General features: G+C 41.5%; 15 protein-coding genes. 8 read left to right on the forward strand and 7 right to left on the reverse strand.

Going from position 1 to position 14,925, the window contains the following annotated elements:
* The first annotated feature begins 253 nt into the window (after positions 1-253).
* Positions 254-1,105: an RNA polymerase sigma factor RpoH gene (gene rpoH / locus GQS54_RS18340; protein WP_158771682.1), complete on the forward strand. Its 852-nt coding sequence runs from the start codon at positions 254-256 to the stop codon at positions 1,103-1,105.
* Between the two features lie 108 nt (positions 1,106-1,213).
* Here rpoH and GQS54_RS18345 read toward each other — a convergent pair whose 3' ends face one another.
* From GQS54_RS18345 to pip, 3 genes are all read right to left on the reverse strand, one after another.
* Positions 1,214-2,137 carry a bifunctional GNAT family N-acetyltransferase/hotdog fold thioesterase gene (locus tag GQS54_RS18345; RefSeq protein ID WP_166425380.1) on the reverse strand — a complete coding sequence of 308 codons (924 nt, stop codon included), beginning with the start codon at positions 2,135-2,137 and terminating at the stop codon, positions 1,214-1,216.
* Positions 2,138-2,238: 101 nt separating this feature from the next.
* Positions 2,239-2,676: a D-aminoacyl-tRNA deacylase gene (gene dtd / locus GQS54_RS18350; RefSeq protein ID WP_166425381.1), complete on the reverse strand. Its 438-nt coding sequence runs from the start codon at positions 2,674-2,676 to the stop codon at positions 2,239-2,241.
* Complete coding sequence (pip, locus tag GQS54_RS18355; protein ID WP_166425382.1) at positions 2,673-3,641, reverse strand: prolyl aminopeptidase; 969 nt, start codon at positions 3,639-3,641, stop codon at positions 2,673-2,675. Before pip ends, dtd begins: the two co-directional genes overlap by 4 nt.
* A gap of 94 nt (positions 3,642-3,735) precedes the next feature.
* Between pip and GQS54_RS18360 the strand changes: the two genes are divergently transcribed.
* Entirely contained in the window at positions 3,736-3,963 is a 228-nt protein-coding gene (locus GQS54_RS18360; protein ID WP_158771690.1) for a hypothetical protein, read from the forward strand.
* A gap of 20 nt (positions 3,964-3,983) precedes the next feature.
* A complete protein-coding gene (locus GQS54_RS18365; RefSeq protein ID WP_166425383.1) occupies positions 3,984-4,622 on the forward strand; it encodes a DUF2959 domain-containing protein in 639 nt (212 codons plus the stop codon).
* Between the two features lie 34 nt (positions 4,623-4,656).
* Here GQS54_RS18365 and GQS54_RS18370 read toward each other — a convergent pair whose 3' ends face one another.
* Together GQS54_RS18370 and metF are read right to left on the reverse strand one after the other, a co-directional pair.
* Positions 4,657-5,547 carry a virulence factor BrkB family protein gene (locus tag GQS54_RS18370; protein ID WP_166425384.1) on the reverse strand — a complete coding sequence of 297 codons (891 nt, stop codon included), beginning with the start codon at positions 5,545-5,547 and terminating at the stop codon, positions 4,657-4,659.
* 35 nt (positions 5,548-5,582) lie between these two features.
* On the reverse strand, positions 5,583-6,467 hold the full coding sequence (metF, locus tag GQS54_RS18375) for a methylenetetrahydrofolate reductase (RefSeq protein ID WP_166425385.1): 885 nt from the start codon (positions 6,465-6,467) through the stop codon (positions 5,583-5,585).
* Positions 6,468-6,613: 146 nt separating this feature from the next.
* Between metF and metJ the strand changes: the two genes are divergently transcribed.
* Positions 6,614-6,937: a met regulon transcriptional regulator MetJ gene (gene metJ / locus GQS54_RS18380; RefSeq protein WP_006992936.1), complete on the forward strand. Its 324-nt coding sequence runs from the start codon at positions 6,614-6,616 to the stop codon at positions 6,935-6,937.
* Positions 6,938-6,988: 51 nt separating this feature from the next.
* Here the strand turns inward: metJ and GQS54_RS18385 are convergent, their stop codons facing one another.
* Both GQS54_RS18385 and GQS54_RS18390 read right to left on the reverse strand, forming a co-directional pair.
* Complete coding sequence (locus GQS54_RS18385; protein ID WP_166425386.1) at positions 6,989-7,654, reverse strand: glutathione S-transferase; 666 nt, start codon at positions 7,652-7,654, stop codon at positions 6,989-6,991.
* 185 nt (positions 7,655-7,839) lie between these two features.
* Positions 7,840-8,166, reverse strand: coding sequence for a cytochrome c (locus tag GQS54_RS18390; protein ID WP_166425387.1), 327 nt, complete (start codon positions 8,164-8,166; stop codon positions 7,840-7,842).
* A 68-nt stretch (positions 8,167-8,234) separates the two neighbouring features.
* Here GQS54_RS18390 and GQS54_RS18395 point away from each other — a divergent pair, with 68 nt between their 5' ends.
* The 4 genes from GQS54_RS18395 (at position 8,235) to GQS54_RS18410 (ending at position 14,922) form a co-directional block, all read left to right on the forward strand.
* On the forward strand, positions 8,235-9,677 hold the full coding sequence (locus GQS54_RS18395; RefSeq protein ID WP_166425388.1) for a protein adenylyltransferase SelO: 1,443 nt from the start codon (positions 8,235-8,237) through the stop codon (positions 9,675-9,677).
* Between the two features lie 182 nt (positions 9,678-9,859).
* The gene (locus GQS54_RS18400) at positions 9,860-12,700 is read left to right on the forward strand and encodes an EAL domain-containing protein (RefSeq protein ID WP_166425389.1); all 2,841 of its coding nucleotides are present in this window, start codon (positions 9,860-9,862) and stop codon (positions 12,698-12,700) included.
* Positions 12,701-12,798: 98 nt separating this feature from the next.
* Positions 12,799-13,413, forward strand: a complete 615-nt coding sequence (gene ribA / locus GQS54_RS18405; protein WP_166425390.1) for a GTP cyclohydrolase II — start codon at positions 12,799-12,801, stop codon at positions 13,411-13,413.
* A gap of 192 nt (positions 13,414-13,605) precedes the next feature.
* Entirely contained in the window at positions 13,606-14,922 is a 1,317-nt protein-coding gene (locus GQS54_RS18410) for a DUF3300 domain-containing protein (protein ID WP_166425391.1), read from the forward strand.
* Positions 14,923-14,925: the final 3 nt, after the last annotated feature.

The following is a 14,925-nucleotide window of genomic DNA, read 5'->3' on the forward strand; positions in this document are numbered from 1 at the left end:
TATGGTGGCATCATTCGTTGTTCGATATATTTAAAATAGATTGAACAGGCCCCAAATGTAGCGCTTTAATAACTTTTCAATTGATCTTGATCATTTAAATATTATTTTCGTATATTATCGTACCAATATATTGACCGCTACATGAAATTTTTTCGTCTTTGAGTGGTCTATTACAGCAAGCTAAACTCAAAGCAGTTCTTGGATGGCAGAGTCATTGCATAGATCCTAGGACACATTGTTACACGAGGTGATTATGACAACAGATATGCGTGCATTAACGTTAACCGTTCCACAGACCGGTAGCATCGAAACTTACGTTCAGGCCGTTAGCAGTATTAATATGCTTACCGCCGAGGAAGAACGTGGTCTAGCAGAACGTTTACAACAGGACGACGACTTATTAGCAGCAAGAAAGCTAATCATGTCGCACCTACGTTTTGTGGTGCATATTGCTAGATCTTATTCAGGTTATGGCCTTCCTCAAGCAGATTTAATCCAGGAAGGTAATATTGGCCTTATGAAAGCGGTAAGACGCTTCGACCCCACTGTAGGCGTGAGATTGGTTTCTTTCGCAGTACATTGGATCAAAGCAGAAATTCATGAGTTCGTTCTACGTAACTGGCGTATCGTGAAGGTTGCAACAACTAAGGCGCAACGTAAGCTTTTCTTCAACTTGCGTAAAAATAAAAAACGCTTAGGTTGGTTTACCCATGCAGAAGTGCAAAATGTGGCAAGCGTTTTAGGGGTAAGTGAAAAAGAAGTATTACAGATGGAAGCTCGTATGAGCAGTCATGATCAGTCTTTTGATTTATCAGCTGATGACGACGAAAGCGGCAGCTTTGCTCCGGTGCAATTCTTAGAGGATAAGAGTGCAGACGTTGAAACCGACGTGGTTAATGCTGATTGGGATGCGCTTGCTTCACAAAAATTGTATTCGGCCATCAAGACTCTTGACGAACGTAGCCAGCACATCATTCAGACCCGTTGGTTAAGTGATGACAAGACGACGCTGCAAGATTTAGCGGATAAGTACCAAGTTTCTGCGGAGCGTGTTCGTCAAATAGAAAAAAATGCTATGAAAAAATTACAGAGTGCAATGGTATAACTCGGTAATTTAGAACAAAAAAGCGCGTTTATAACGCGCTTTTTTATTGTCTGAAACTGGCTAGAAGGCAAGTTTTACTTTATTTAAGAATGGATGAAAAATCATCTCTTACGCAATATCATCCTGTATTTCTGGCTCTGCCGGTAAAATCCAATAGACACCACTAAATTCGGCTACGGCAGTGTCGCCATCTAGAATATCCACCTTAAGCTTAATCTGACATTTCTTATCTTTGGACAATCCATCAAATTTACCATTTAGGCTTTCTATATGACACAAGGCTCTAGGTTGCATGGTGATAGGCTTATGGTAATGAATGTTGCCATCACCCAATACAATTTCCCCCATTAAGTTCTTTTCTTTGAGCTGTAAAAAAATCATTCCCCAACCAGTTAAGGTTGCCAGTGAAAAAATGCTGCCAGCAAACATCGTCCCATGAAGATTAATATTTTTGTTTAACGAGGCTCGATTCTCTAAAGTTTTACCCGAATATTGGTAGAGTTTAATGCCCATTTGCTCACTAATAGGTATCGAATCATGCCAAGTATCTTGAAGCTCTTTACACCACTTGGGATGCAGCAAAATAGTATTATGCTCCAGCAGGCGCTTTACCATTTGTTGACGTTTTAGTTTACCTAATTCAGCGGATGCTTCTTTCTCGACTTCAAAACCACAGCTTTCAAAGAAGGGGGTAGACAACTCTCGACTGTTTGTCACCATACGTACGGCACCTTCTTGACGCGCCACAGCCTCCAGAGAAGACATAATCATTTTTGCTAAGCCTCTGCCTTGGGCTTCATTTGCTACGGCAATATGACGGATCTGTGCTTCTTCTGAGTTGTTCATATGAACACGACCAATGGCGATCACTTCGCCTTTATTGTTACGGATCATGCGATGTTCACTGACCTGTTCGTACTCATCTTTCTCTGAGCCTTGAGGATAGTTCCAAGGCTTACGAAGCATTTCCCAACGAAAATCGAAGTAAACGTCAAAATCGGCTTCAGTTTCAGGGGTTTCAATTTTATACATTACGATGCATTTATCCTTGTGGAAATATCGCTAACCTGCGGCCATAGTAATTCAGCCAGCACACCATTAAATATCATTACCAGCTCTTGAGCAAATTGCGATTAGACCTGCAAACTAAAAGTAACGGGACCATCATTTATCAAACTAACTTGCATATTAGCGCCAAACTCACCAGTTTGGCAGGATACTTCACTGCATTCGCCTAATTTTACAAAATAATTATAAAGTGTTTCACCCAACGCTGGGGATGCCCCTTGGGAAAAACCAGGCCGATTGCCTTTATTCGTTTGTGCCACCAAAGTGAACTGGGATACCACTAATAGCCCCCCGCTAACTTGCTTGAGATTAAGGTTCATTTTACCGTCTTGATCATTGAAAATCCGATAATTCAACACCCGTTCAAACAATTTTTTTGCTTTCGTTTCGTCGTCATCTTTTTCAACACCAAGGAGTAGCAATATACCCTTATCAATTTTTCCTACCACCTCGGTGTCGATCATCACCTTCGCTTCAGCGACCCGTTGTATCAAGCCAATCATTCATTTTCCTTGATAAAATTCGCCATGGCGTTGGCAGCCAAACACAGCGCCGCACTTATCTTTGGCTCATTCGCGCTGTGACCAGACTCTGGAACGATAGTTAACTGACTGGCAGGCCATGCCTGATTAAGTGCATAGGCCCCTTGTATTTTACATACACAATCGTATCGACCATGAATAATAGTAGCTGGTATGTGGTTGATTTTATGAATATTATCTAAAATGTAATTCGGCTCAATAAAACACTGGTGTTTAATATAATGGCATTCTAAAACCGCCAAGCTAATACCGCGATGCACATTAGGAACCAGTTCATCATCTTGCATTTTACAATGCAGACGACTAATTCTCGCTTCCCAAAGACACCACGCTTTAATTGCCGCCATTTTATGAACCTCGTCGCTACCCGTGAAAAGGTCGTAATACCCATCCACCAGCGCATCAGTGGTTAAGGCACCGTCTGCGGGCTGAGTAAATTCTTCATAGTAATCAGGGAATAGCTGCGCAGCGCCACCCTTGTTATCGAGGTACCAATCAAAATCCTCACGACGAGCCAAAAAGCTGCCTCTAAGCACTAAGCCCTTTACCGTTTCAGGATGATCGATTGCAGCTAACAGCGCTAAAGTTGCCCCCCAAGAACCGCCAAAAAGGACCCACTGCTGAACTCCCAAATACTCTCTTATCTGGTTGATGTCTCTCAGTAAATCTTGGGTGGTATTACTCTCTATACTACCAAATGGCGTTGATTGACCGCTGCCCCTTTGGTCAAAGCCAATGATCCAATACTTCTGAGGATCGAAAAAACGCCTATAATGGCTAAAAAGTCCTGCTCCCGGACCTCCATGTAAAAACAGCACAGGTATCCCTTTAGGATTGCCGCACTGCTCTATATATAACGAATGACCGTTATCCACGGGTAACATCTCGCTAGAAAAAGGCTTAATTGCAGGATAGAGCTCACTCATAAGAACCACCACTTTGACATTGTTTCTTCCACCCGATTGCAATAATTTGATAAAGTGTAACTACAATAATGAATTAATAACTTAGGGGCAACAGATGGCAGGACAAGGTTCAGGCGGAAATGTAATTGCAGCAATATGTAACCTATTCATTCCAGGATTAGGACAGTTGGTCCAAGGACGTATTTTAGCTGCATTGATTTTTTTCGTTTTAGTGTGGACAAACTACGCTTTAGCAGCCACCGGCATTTTATTTTTTATGGCGGTTTTCGGTTTTATATTTCAAGTATGGTCAATTATCGATGCGGCAAAATACCGCGGATAAAAATTTCAAAAGAGGATTTCATGAAGAAAATTATTTCTACAATATTTCTGTTCACACTATTGACCGGTTGTCAGAGTGCTTACTATGCAGCGTGGGAAAAAGTCGGTGTTGAAAAACGCGATATTATGGTTGACCGTGTTGAGGATGCTAAAGAATCGCAAGAAGATGCCCAACAACAATTTAGTGACGCATTAGAGCAATTTACCCATTTAATGAATTACGATGGTGGCGAATTACAAGATGTATATGAAGAGCTAAAAAATCAATATGAAGAAAGTAATCAAGCTGCTGCTGAGGTTACAAAGCGTATCAATAAAGTTGAAAGTGTAGCTGATGCATTGTTTGATGAATGGGAGTCTGAATTAGATAAATACACAAACCCTGGCCTGCGCCGTGAAAGCGCGAGTAAGTTGAAAGACACCCAACGTCGCTATCAAAGCTTGGTAAAAAGTATGCGTAAAGCAGAAGCCAAAATGGATCCTGTTTTATCTGCATTACAAGATAACGTATTGTATTTAAAACACAATTTGAACGCGACGGCCATCGGGGCGCTACAAAGTGAATTTAACGGTGTTAAAAATGACATTAATCAGCTAATTGCTGAAATGAATAATGCTATTAAAGAATCAAATGCGTTTATATCCAGCATGCGGGACTAACGCCGAAATATACAAAAAGTGAATACGCTGTCGACTAGGATTTATCCTCGTCGACTGGCGTAAAGCTTTCTTCAGACTCTTCATGAAAAAAGATTTCAATCACGTGGGTTAATTCAGCCCCAAGCAGCACCACTATCCACGATAAATAAACCCATACAAATAAAATCGGTATTACTGCCATAGCACCGTAAATCATTTGGTAAGACGGGAAGTGGGTAATGTAGAACGAGAATCCCTTCTTCGACAACTCAAATAATAAGGCCCCTACGAATGCTCCTACGATAGCGTGACGAGGATTTATACGCTTATTAGGTACAATCATATACAAAATGAAGAAAGCGCATACAGAAGCTATAAACGGCACGATTTTAAGCATAGCCGTAGTTGCCCCCATAGTATAAGCCTCAGCTGAATTGGCAAACGCCACTAAATAAGAGCTCATAATCACACTTAGGCCAATTAGCAAAGGCCCCAATGTCAGGATCATCCAATACACCGCGAGCGTAAATATGATGGGGCGCTCACTTTTTGCCTGCCAGATACGATTTAACGTTTTATCTATGTTTGAAATCAGCAGTAAGGCGACGACCACCAAAGACAAAATACCGATAGCGCCCATTTTCGAGGCATTGCCCACAAACTGTGCGACATAGCCTTGAATCAAATCACCAGAAGTTGGAATGAAATTACCGAAAATCAGTGCTTCTATTTCACCCCTTACCTCTGAAAATGCCGGGAATGCCGACAAAATAGTGAAAAACACCATAATAAAGGGTACGAGGGATAATAAAGAGACATAGGCCAAATGCCCTGCAGACACGGTAATCCCGTCGTCCTGACAGCCACGAATAAACATGCGCGCAAAAATGTTTGCTTTAGGCAACCAGCGCTCAAATAGACCCGACAAGATAACTTTGGGCTGCATTTTCTTCCTTTAGTAATAAGCTAAGCGTAAGTGCCCTAGTCTGCTCTAACACCTAACATATGGCAAATAGCATAACTTAATTCACAGCGATTCAATGTGTAAAAATGAAAATCTCGAATCCCTTCTTTAGCTAAGACTTTGACCATATCCATGGCGATACTCGCCCCCATCAAATTACGCGTAGTTTGATCATCTGAATCTAAGCCGTCATACATTTTATGAAGCCAACTTGGCACATGCACATTGGTAAAACCAGCAAAACGCTGCAGAGTGTTATAGTTAGTAACAGGCAAAATACCAGGCACTATATCCATGTCGATACCCGCTGCTGCTGCTCTGTCTCTAAAACGTAAAAACACCTCAGCGTCAAAAAAGAATTGGCTAATCGCCTGATTCGCTCCTGCTTCTGCTTTGCGCTTTAAATTTAGCAGATCGAACTGGCTGTTTGGTGCTTCCGGATGTTTTTCTGGATAAGCTGCAACAGCAATATCAAAATCAGCCACATCGCGGAGCAAGGCCACTAAATCGGATGCATAGGAAACATGTTCGGTATATCCTTCTGGCAAATCGCCGCGTAAGGCTACAATTTTACGAATGCCGCTAGCCCAATAATCTTTGGCGATTTGTTTCAATTCTTCACGACTCGCATCAACGCAGGTTAAATGCGGAGCTGCTGCAATGCCGGTTTCACTTTGAATGCGCTTAACAATTTCATGGGTTCGATCACGTTCACCGCTATTCGCACCGTAAGTGACCGACATATATTTGGGTTTTAGTGGAGCTAATCGTTCAACCGATTTCCACAACGTTTGTTCCATCGCTTCAGTTTTCGGCGGAAAAAATTCAAATGATACATTGATCCCTTTCACTTCTGACAGTGATTGGTTGAGGGCATCGATACCTTGTGCATAAGAGACCATGGAAAGCTCCGTAATTATCTGGACGTTTAGACGTCTAAACTAAACTTTGTACGTAAAGCCGTCAAGATGTTTAGCAGTCTATCGTTGACCTTTATCGGTTAATGGTTAGAATTTCCCCTTATAAGAAAGAAAAAAGCGAGTAAACGATGGCTAAAACGACTAAATGGAACGGGAAATACATTCATCCCTACGCTGAACATGGAAAAAAGAGTGAGCAAGTGAAGAAAGTCACTGTCTCGATCCCCCTTAAAGTGCTTAAAGTATTAACGGATGAACGTACCCGCAGACAAGTAAATAATCTTCGTCACGCGACGAATTCAGAATTATTGTGTGAAGCGTTTTTACATGCTTTCACTGGGCAGCCTTTGCCAAACGATAATGACCTGCAAAAAGACAACGACAATCGTATTCCTAGCGATGCCTTGCGTATCATGCAAGAAATGGGAATAGATATTGATTCAGAAGAATAGCCCTATTAACAGGGCTATTGTATTACGTGTAACACAAACAAGCATCGCGTATTAAGCGTAGTCGTATTGCCCACCACGTGTTAACCCCTGTTGATAAGCAGGACGGGCATGAATACGTTTTACATAGGCAGCAATATTTGGATATTCTCCAGAAATATTGCGAGATGCCATCGCTTCTAATGGGAAACTCATTTGAATATCAGCACCTGATAACGCTTCACCAGCAAACCATTCATTATCAGCTAAGTGCTGCTCAACGTATTTAAGGTTAGCGACTAAGTTTAAACCAAAGTAACCATCCATTACCTTATCAGCAATTTTATTAGCCACCATTTTGACAAAGAATGGTTTAGCATTTTGACGCACTTTATCAAACACCAACTTTGCTACCATGGGCGGCATCAGTGTTCCTTCGGCAAAATGTAACCAATAAGTATATTGGCGATAAGCTTCAGTATCTGCTTGGGGGATCAATGATTTATCACTGTATTTACGCGCTAAATAATCAATGATTGCTCCGGATTCAGCAACCGTTACCTCGCCATCTGTGATCACTGGAGATTTCCCCAGTTGGTGAATTTTTTTCAACGACTCAGGGGCCAAATTTGTTTGTCCATCGCGTTGATAGCGCTGTATTTCATAATCGACCCCCAACTCTTCTAACATCCATAGAATGCGCTGAGAACGAGAATTATTTAGATGGTGAAGTATGATCATGAAAAAGCCTTAATTTAACGAGTTATATAATTAAGTAAACTACGTGCAAAACATCAAACTGGCTCATCAAATTTATGAATATGTGATCATATAGAGCTATCTTAGCCAATACCTTAAAAGAAAAGGGCTGGAGATATTGCATCATCCAGCCCTTTAATAATTCACTTTAAAAACAAAAGCTTGTACTATTTACCAGATGGGTTCAAGCTAGAAAAATAAGCCGCTAAGTTTTCAACATCGGTGTCACTTAAACCTGCAACCATGGGCGCCATTATCATATTTTTACGTTCGCCTGAGCGAAATGCTTTAAGCTGAATCAATAAATATTGCTCTTTTTGTCCCGCTAGATTTGGATACATAGGGATTTGCGATATTCCATTAGCGCCATGACATGCTACACACGTGGCCGCTTTAGATTTACCAGCTGCAATGTCGCCAGCGAAAACGTTAGTTGATAAGATGGCGGTCATTGACAGACTCACCACTACACATGTTTTTGAGATTAGATTCATAATTGGTCCTTAAAATAACGTCAGTTTTACAATAACCCATTTTACGCGTAATAAAATAGAGGCAGAAGATGAATTTAGATCATTTATATGCAACGCAATTAGGTGATCTAGGTGCATATACTCAACCTCTAGAAGTTGCTAACCCTGAACTTATCGAGGTCAACCACACTTTACGCGAAGCGCTGCAACTCCCCGCTTCTTGGTTTACGCAATCTACCATAACGTCGATGCTATTTGATAACACAAGTTCATTTACTAAGCATTCTTTTGCACAAAAGTATGGTGGTCATCAATTTGGCGGATGGAATCCGGACTTAGGTGATGGTCGAGGTTTGCTGCTTGGTGAAACAGTGGACAAAAACGGGCAGCGTTGGGATTTACACCTAAAAGGTGCCGGACCAACCCCTTACTCTCGCTTTGCTGATGGCCGCGCGGTACTACGCTCAACTTTACGTGAATACCTAGCCAGCGAGGCCTTGCATCATCTAGGGATCCCTACGTCTAGGGCATTATGCCTGATCACGAGTGATGAACTTGTGTACCGAGAAAAACAAGAGCGAGCAGCGATGATGATCCGCGTCAGTCAAAGTCATATTCGCTTTGGTCATTTCGAATATTTTTACCACAGTGGTCAAACAGATAAGCTTGAACGTTTATTTAATTACAGCTTGGAGCATCACTTCTTATCCTGTGCGAAACAACAAAACCCTCATTTCGCTATGCTCGAGCGCATTGTGCAGGATACCGCCACAATGATCGCAAAATGGCAAGCGTTCGGCTTTAATCACGGAGTGATGAATACGGACAACATGTCAATGCACGGTATTACCTTCGATTTTGGTCCTTATGCCTTCATGGACGATTTCGATCCAACATTTGTGTGTAATCATTCTGATCACCACGGTCGATATGCTTTTGAGCAGCAACCCGGTATCGGTTTGTGGAACTTAAATGCCCTTGCGCATGCATTTACTCCTTATTTGAGTATCGAGCAAATTAAAGAGGCCTTGGGAAAATACGAAGAACAACTGTTAAGTGAATTTTCTTATCTTTTGCGTCACAGACTCGGCTTATATGCCGCAAGTCCGTCTACAGCTGATTTAATTAATCGCTGGTTAGATTTAATATCTCAAGATAAACGAGACTACCACATAAGTTTCCGCCTGCTATGTGAAGTAAATGAACATCAAGCCAACCCACAACTAGTGAATCACTTCATTCAACGAGAAGCGGCACAGCGCTGGCTAAACCAATATCAGCAAGCTTTGCTCGAGCAAAACGTCCCTGTCGAGGACCGCCAAAACAAAATGCGTGGTGTGAATCCGCAATATGTTTTACGTAATTATCAGGCCCAGCTTGCTATTGATGCCGCAGAAGAAGGCGACTTTTCTCGTTTTAAAATGTTTTTGCAGGTGCTCAAACAGCCATTTGCATCCAAGCCTGAATATGCTGATTTCGCAAAAGCACCACCTGACTGGGGCAAGCATATGGAAATTTCATGCAGCAGTTAATCAAAGTAACAAAGGATAAACCCTTTGTTGAAAAACAATATCCGATGTTAGGCTACGCTTCACGATACATATCAAGGTTGTACTCTATCGATACAACTTATACAGCGATGGTTTCTTAGATAGTGAAAATACGCCACTTAAAACACGTAAACTTGGTGCTCTGCCTGTTACTGCTTGTCTGTATGCAGTTAACTAGGGGGGTGCATGCACAGGCTGTTTTAACTTCTGGTGTCGTCAAAATCGCTAGTGCTTCATCTACCACCGACTTATTGAGTAAAAGCCAATGGTTAGTCGCCGATAATCGTGTGCAGTTATCTGACATACAAGAGCTACAAACTTGGCGAGCGGCCTTTTCGCCACAACCCCTTAGCGCAAATCAAAGCCTCTGGGGAAAAATAACATTGCAAAGCGACAATACCCATCAACCCTATTTTATCAGTATCGATAATCCCCGTATTGATGCGCTTGATATCTATGTCCTTGATGAACGCGAACGCATTATTAACTCTTACCGATTAGGCACATCACGACCAATAGAAAACCGTGCCTACGGTCACAGGCTATTTGTTGTTCCTATCGATATGCCCTACGCTCAACCTCGAAATATATACATAAAAGTGCACGACGAAGGCCCCTTAGTATTCTCTTTCCAGCTATTTTCTGAATCCGCATTACTGATAAAAGAACAGCGTTATAGCACAATTTTTGCTTTATTTAGCGGTGCGCTTGCCATGATGGTGCTGTATTTTTTGGTCACGTACACCTTATTACGTAGCCCAGTACGATTCTGGTTTTCGGTTGCAAGTGCAGGATATCTACTGTTGTTTTTAAACAGCCAAGGCGTGATTAGTCATGTTTCTGGATTTAATGCCTATATTGATAAAATAAGCACGATGCTAGGTGCGTTGTTATTATTTTCTTTAGCTAAAATAACATTTACTATTTTTCGCCCTTTGCCTACTTACTATCGTTATTTTCTATATTCAATGGGTTGGTTAAGTGCTGCCTCTGCGTTTATTGTTGATAGTTATCAACAAATCCTTATCGTATCTGGGGCATCTATTCTAGCGCTTGTTGCCATTGGTGTGTTGGCCATATTCTACCGCTACAAAGATCACACAATTAGTAATCGGGTTTTTGCCTTAGGCCTGAGCCTCATCGCACTCACTACCGTTGTGCAACTAGGTTTGTATCTAAATTGGAGTGCGTTTCCCGAACAACTTTCTTTAGCCCTAAGCACTCTTATCGTATTGGGCATTGTGCTAATTGCCGTCGCCATAGCTGCACACGAAAAGGTCGTTGCCTTTCGTCATCATAACGAACAACAAGACGATATTCGCGCTTTGCAACAATTCGTGGATATGTTTGAAGACGCGCCTGAAGGACGTTTCATTTCAAGTTTAGACGGTCGGCTTTTACGTGGAAATAATGCTTTGGCAAAAACATTTGGTTATGAAGACTCCGGCCAGATGCAAAATTTGCTTAACTCAATGTCGCAACTTTATGCTGAACCAGGCGAACGTGAATTACTCTTAGGTGAGTTACATAAAAACCAATATACAGTAGGTAAAGAATTACGCGGAAAAACGCGTCAGGATCAAGATATATGGTTAGCGGTTTCAGCCCACCTTAATCAGAATTTCGATAATGATGAGAAAGTCATTTGCGGCGCTGTTTTAGATATTAGCAGACAGAAATCAGCAGACTTAAGCCTGATATATATGGCCAGTCACGATACGCTAACAGGATTTTATCAACGTCAAGAATTCGAAAAACGGCTACATATGGCGATAAATGTAGCCACGCAGAAACAAGATGAGCTTACTTTACTACACGTCAATATTGATCAGTTTAAAACCATTAATGATACTCATGGCCACAAAGCAGGCGATGCCATACTCAAGCAGTTTTCTGAATTACTGTTAAAGATTGTCACCGGCAACGGAATTATTGGACGACTTGGAGGCGACGAATTTGGTATATTACTCACTGGTAGCAACGCACAAAACAGCTTTATGCTGGCTAATAAGTTACTGATTAGTATACAAGAATTCCATTTTTCTTGGGAAGAGAGACGTTTAAATTTATGTATCAGCATTGGACAAGTACCTTGGAATAACACCGTTTCAAGTTCTGAGCAATTGTTAACCATGGCAGATTCTGCCTGTTATATGGCCAAAAAACTCGGTCGAAATCGTCTGCACACATATTCAACTACAGACAAGCATATAGCAAAATATGAGTCACAGCTCACGTGGTTACCACGTATCCAGCATGCTCTTAGTCACAATGGTTTCGAATTATATTGCCAAACCTATATGCCAATGACCACTATAGCTAAGGGTCATCATTATGAAATACTGCTGCGCTTGGTAGATGAACATGATCAACGTATTCTACCAAACGAATTTTTACCCGCCGCCGAACGTTACAATCTAAGCCCAAAAATTGATCGTTGGGTCATCAATAACTATTTTACATGGCTAAGTAACAATCCCCAGCATATGAAAGATTTGCATCGAGGTAATATTAATCTCAGCGGTCATTCATTAGGAGATCAAGACCTTAAGCTCTTTATTCTCAGCGCATTCGAAAAATACCAAATCCCATATAATAAAATTTGCTTTGAAATTACTGAAAGCATGGCAATTTTAAAACTCGATGAAACAGTAGAATTCATTAATACTTTTAAGGATTTAGGCTGCACATTTGCGCTTGATGATTTTGGAAGTGGCTTTTCCTCTTACAACTATTTAAAAAACTTGCCAGTTGATCAGGTGAAAATTGATGGGGATTTTGTCAAGAATATTCTAATCGATCCAGTAGATATGGCGATGGTCAACTCAATAAAAGATATTGCCAATGCGATGCAAATAGAAACGATAGCGGAATACGTTGAATCAAAAGAAATCATGGTTGAACTGGGTAAGATTGGTGTCGACTTTGTCCAAGGGTTCGGGGTGAATAAGCCTGCATCATTAAGTACTATGGCAGATGAGATAAATACTATTAAACAGAAATAGAGCAACAAACCACACTTGTATTTGAATAATCCGTACCCATATTTTCATCCAATGTGACACGCTCTTTGAATAAACTTTACAAGTCAGCAAGTAAATATATGAAACAACATCAGAAGTATGAATTTGTCAGCTCAGCCTCTTTACCCACTCATTGGGGACAATTCACCATCCATGGTTTCGTTGAAACCGCTATCCAACAAGAACATGTCGCTCTGACCTACGGCCAATGGAAAGCCGGTGACGTGGTACCTATTCGGATCCATTCTGAATGCTTAACCGGTGATGCGCTCTTTAGCACTCGCTGTGACTGCGGTGCGCAGCTTAAAAAGGCCATGCAAAATATAGTTGAACACGGTAGTGGTGTATTGCTCTATTTGCGGCAAGAGGGCCGTGGTATTGGCTTGCTCAATAAAATTCGAGCCTATCAATTGCAAGATCAAGGTTTAGATACTGTAGAGGCGAATGAACACCTAGGTTTTGATGCTGACTTGCGCGAGTACGATATCTGTAAAATAATGTTGGATACACTCAATGTGCAACGGGTTAATTTGATGACTAATAATCCCAAGAAGCGTATTGCGCTAGAGGGAATGGGTGTAGAAGTGGTAAGTCGCACCCCTATTGATCATGGTGTTACCGACGACAACCGCAACTACATTCGTACCAAAACAGAGAAACTTGGTCACGAGTTTGACCCACACTTACTTAAATAACATTTCCCAGACGGCCGTTCATGTAGCGGCCAAATCTGGATAGTGAATCACGCATTGCGCCACACTTAGAATTCTCCTGCCGATTAGTATTTAACCTCGATTCAGTTTTGGTTAAGCCTTAGTCATCAACACTAAGCATACCGACTGACCTTTATTATTAATAATAAAGGCACGACCAATTGAGGTATCACTATGGCTAAGACCGCCAAGTACATCATTATTTATATTGCTATGATAAGCCTATTTACCGCTATCACAGCTCAATTTGCTAACGCTGAAACCCAAGAAAAACCGACCATTGAGTTGCATCAAGCCAAACTCGACCAGATGTTAGCCCCTATTGCTTTGTATCCCGATTCTCTATTGTCACACATATTAATTGCAGCAACCTATCCACTAGAGGTCGTTCAGGCTGCTCGCTGGCGTCAAGAGCATCGTAATTTATCAGAACAGCAAGCCCTGGATCTAGCCGAAGAACAAGACTGGGACCCGAGCGTGATCGCCCTTACACCTTTTACTGAACTACTTGAGCGAATGAGCAAAGACTTAGATTGGCTGCAAAACTTAGGAGATGCCTTTCTAACAAACGAAGCCCAAGTGCTTGATAGCGTGCAAACTTTGCGTAGCCGAGCATATGTAAAAGGCAATTTACAAGACAACCAATACCAAAATATTGAACAAGAAAAAGATAAAATCGTTATTCACAGCGTAGAACGCGAAACCGTATACGTACCCTATTACGATACTCGTGTGGTATACGGTGATTGGTGGTGGACGGTAAATCAGCCTATCTATTGGCGTTCGCCTCGCCATTATGCTTATCAATCTGGTTTTTATTGGAGTCCGCGGTTCCATATCAGCAGTGGTTTCTTTTTTGGTGGATTCCGTTGGAGTAATAGTTATGTTGTGATTAATCACGACTATCGTTATCGCAGATCCAATCATAGATATAACTACAGCAAGGTGCGTGAATATCCGCGCTGGCAGCATAATAGTCACCACAGACGCTCAGTAAAGTACCGTTCAGGTCATACCAATAATCATCAGCGTACAATTACTAGCCGAAATTATGAATCTCAGCAAAACCTGAATCATCGCAAACAGGTAATATCACGATTAAAGAACCAGCAAAGTGATAACAGCGCTCCTGGATACAAAAGTAAGACGTACGGGAACAATAAACATGACGTGTACACAAAACACAAAACGTCTTCCCATAGTAAGACTATCACTGCTGGTAAAGAGCAAAAGAGAGACAATCGTATACATAAAGCCCAGCGTTCTGAACAAAAAATTCGCAAAAATGAGCGGGCTGAGATTAAAACGGAAAAAGTGAGAAGAGCAACATCGGACAGTGTGCGCAATAAACAGGTGCAATCAAATAGAAAAGTAGAACGGATGTCGTCATCTAAACAACAACAACGATCTCAATCGAGCGCGCGGCGTAATACTAATTCGCATTCCACATCACATTCAAATAGGTCTAAATCGAAAAGAGTTGAGCCTTAGCGC

The sequence above is a fragment of the Paraglaciecola sp. 20A4 genome, assembly GCF_011378905.1.
In the GTDB taxonomy this organism is placed as follows: Bacteria; Pseudomonadota; Gammaproteobacteria; order Enterobacterales; family Alteromonadaceae; genus Paraglaciecola.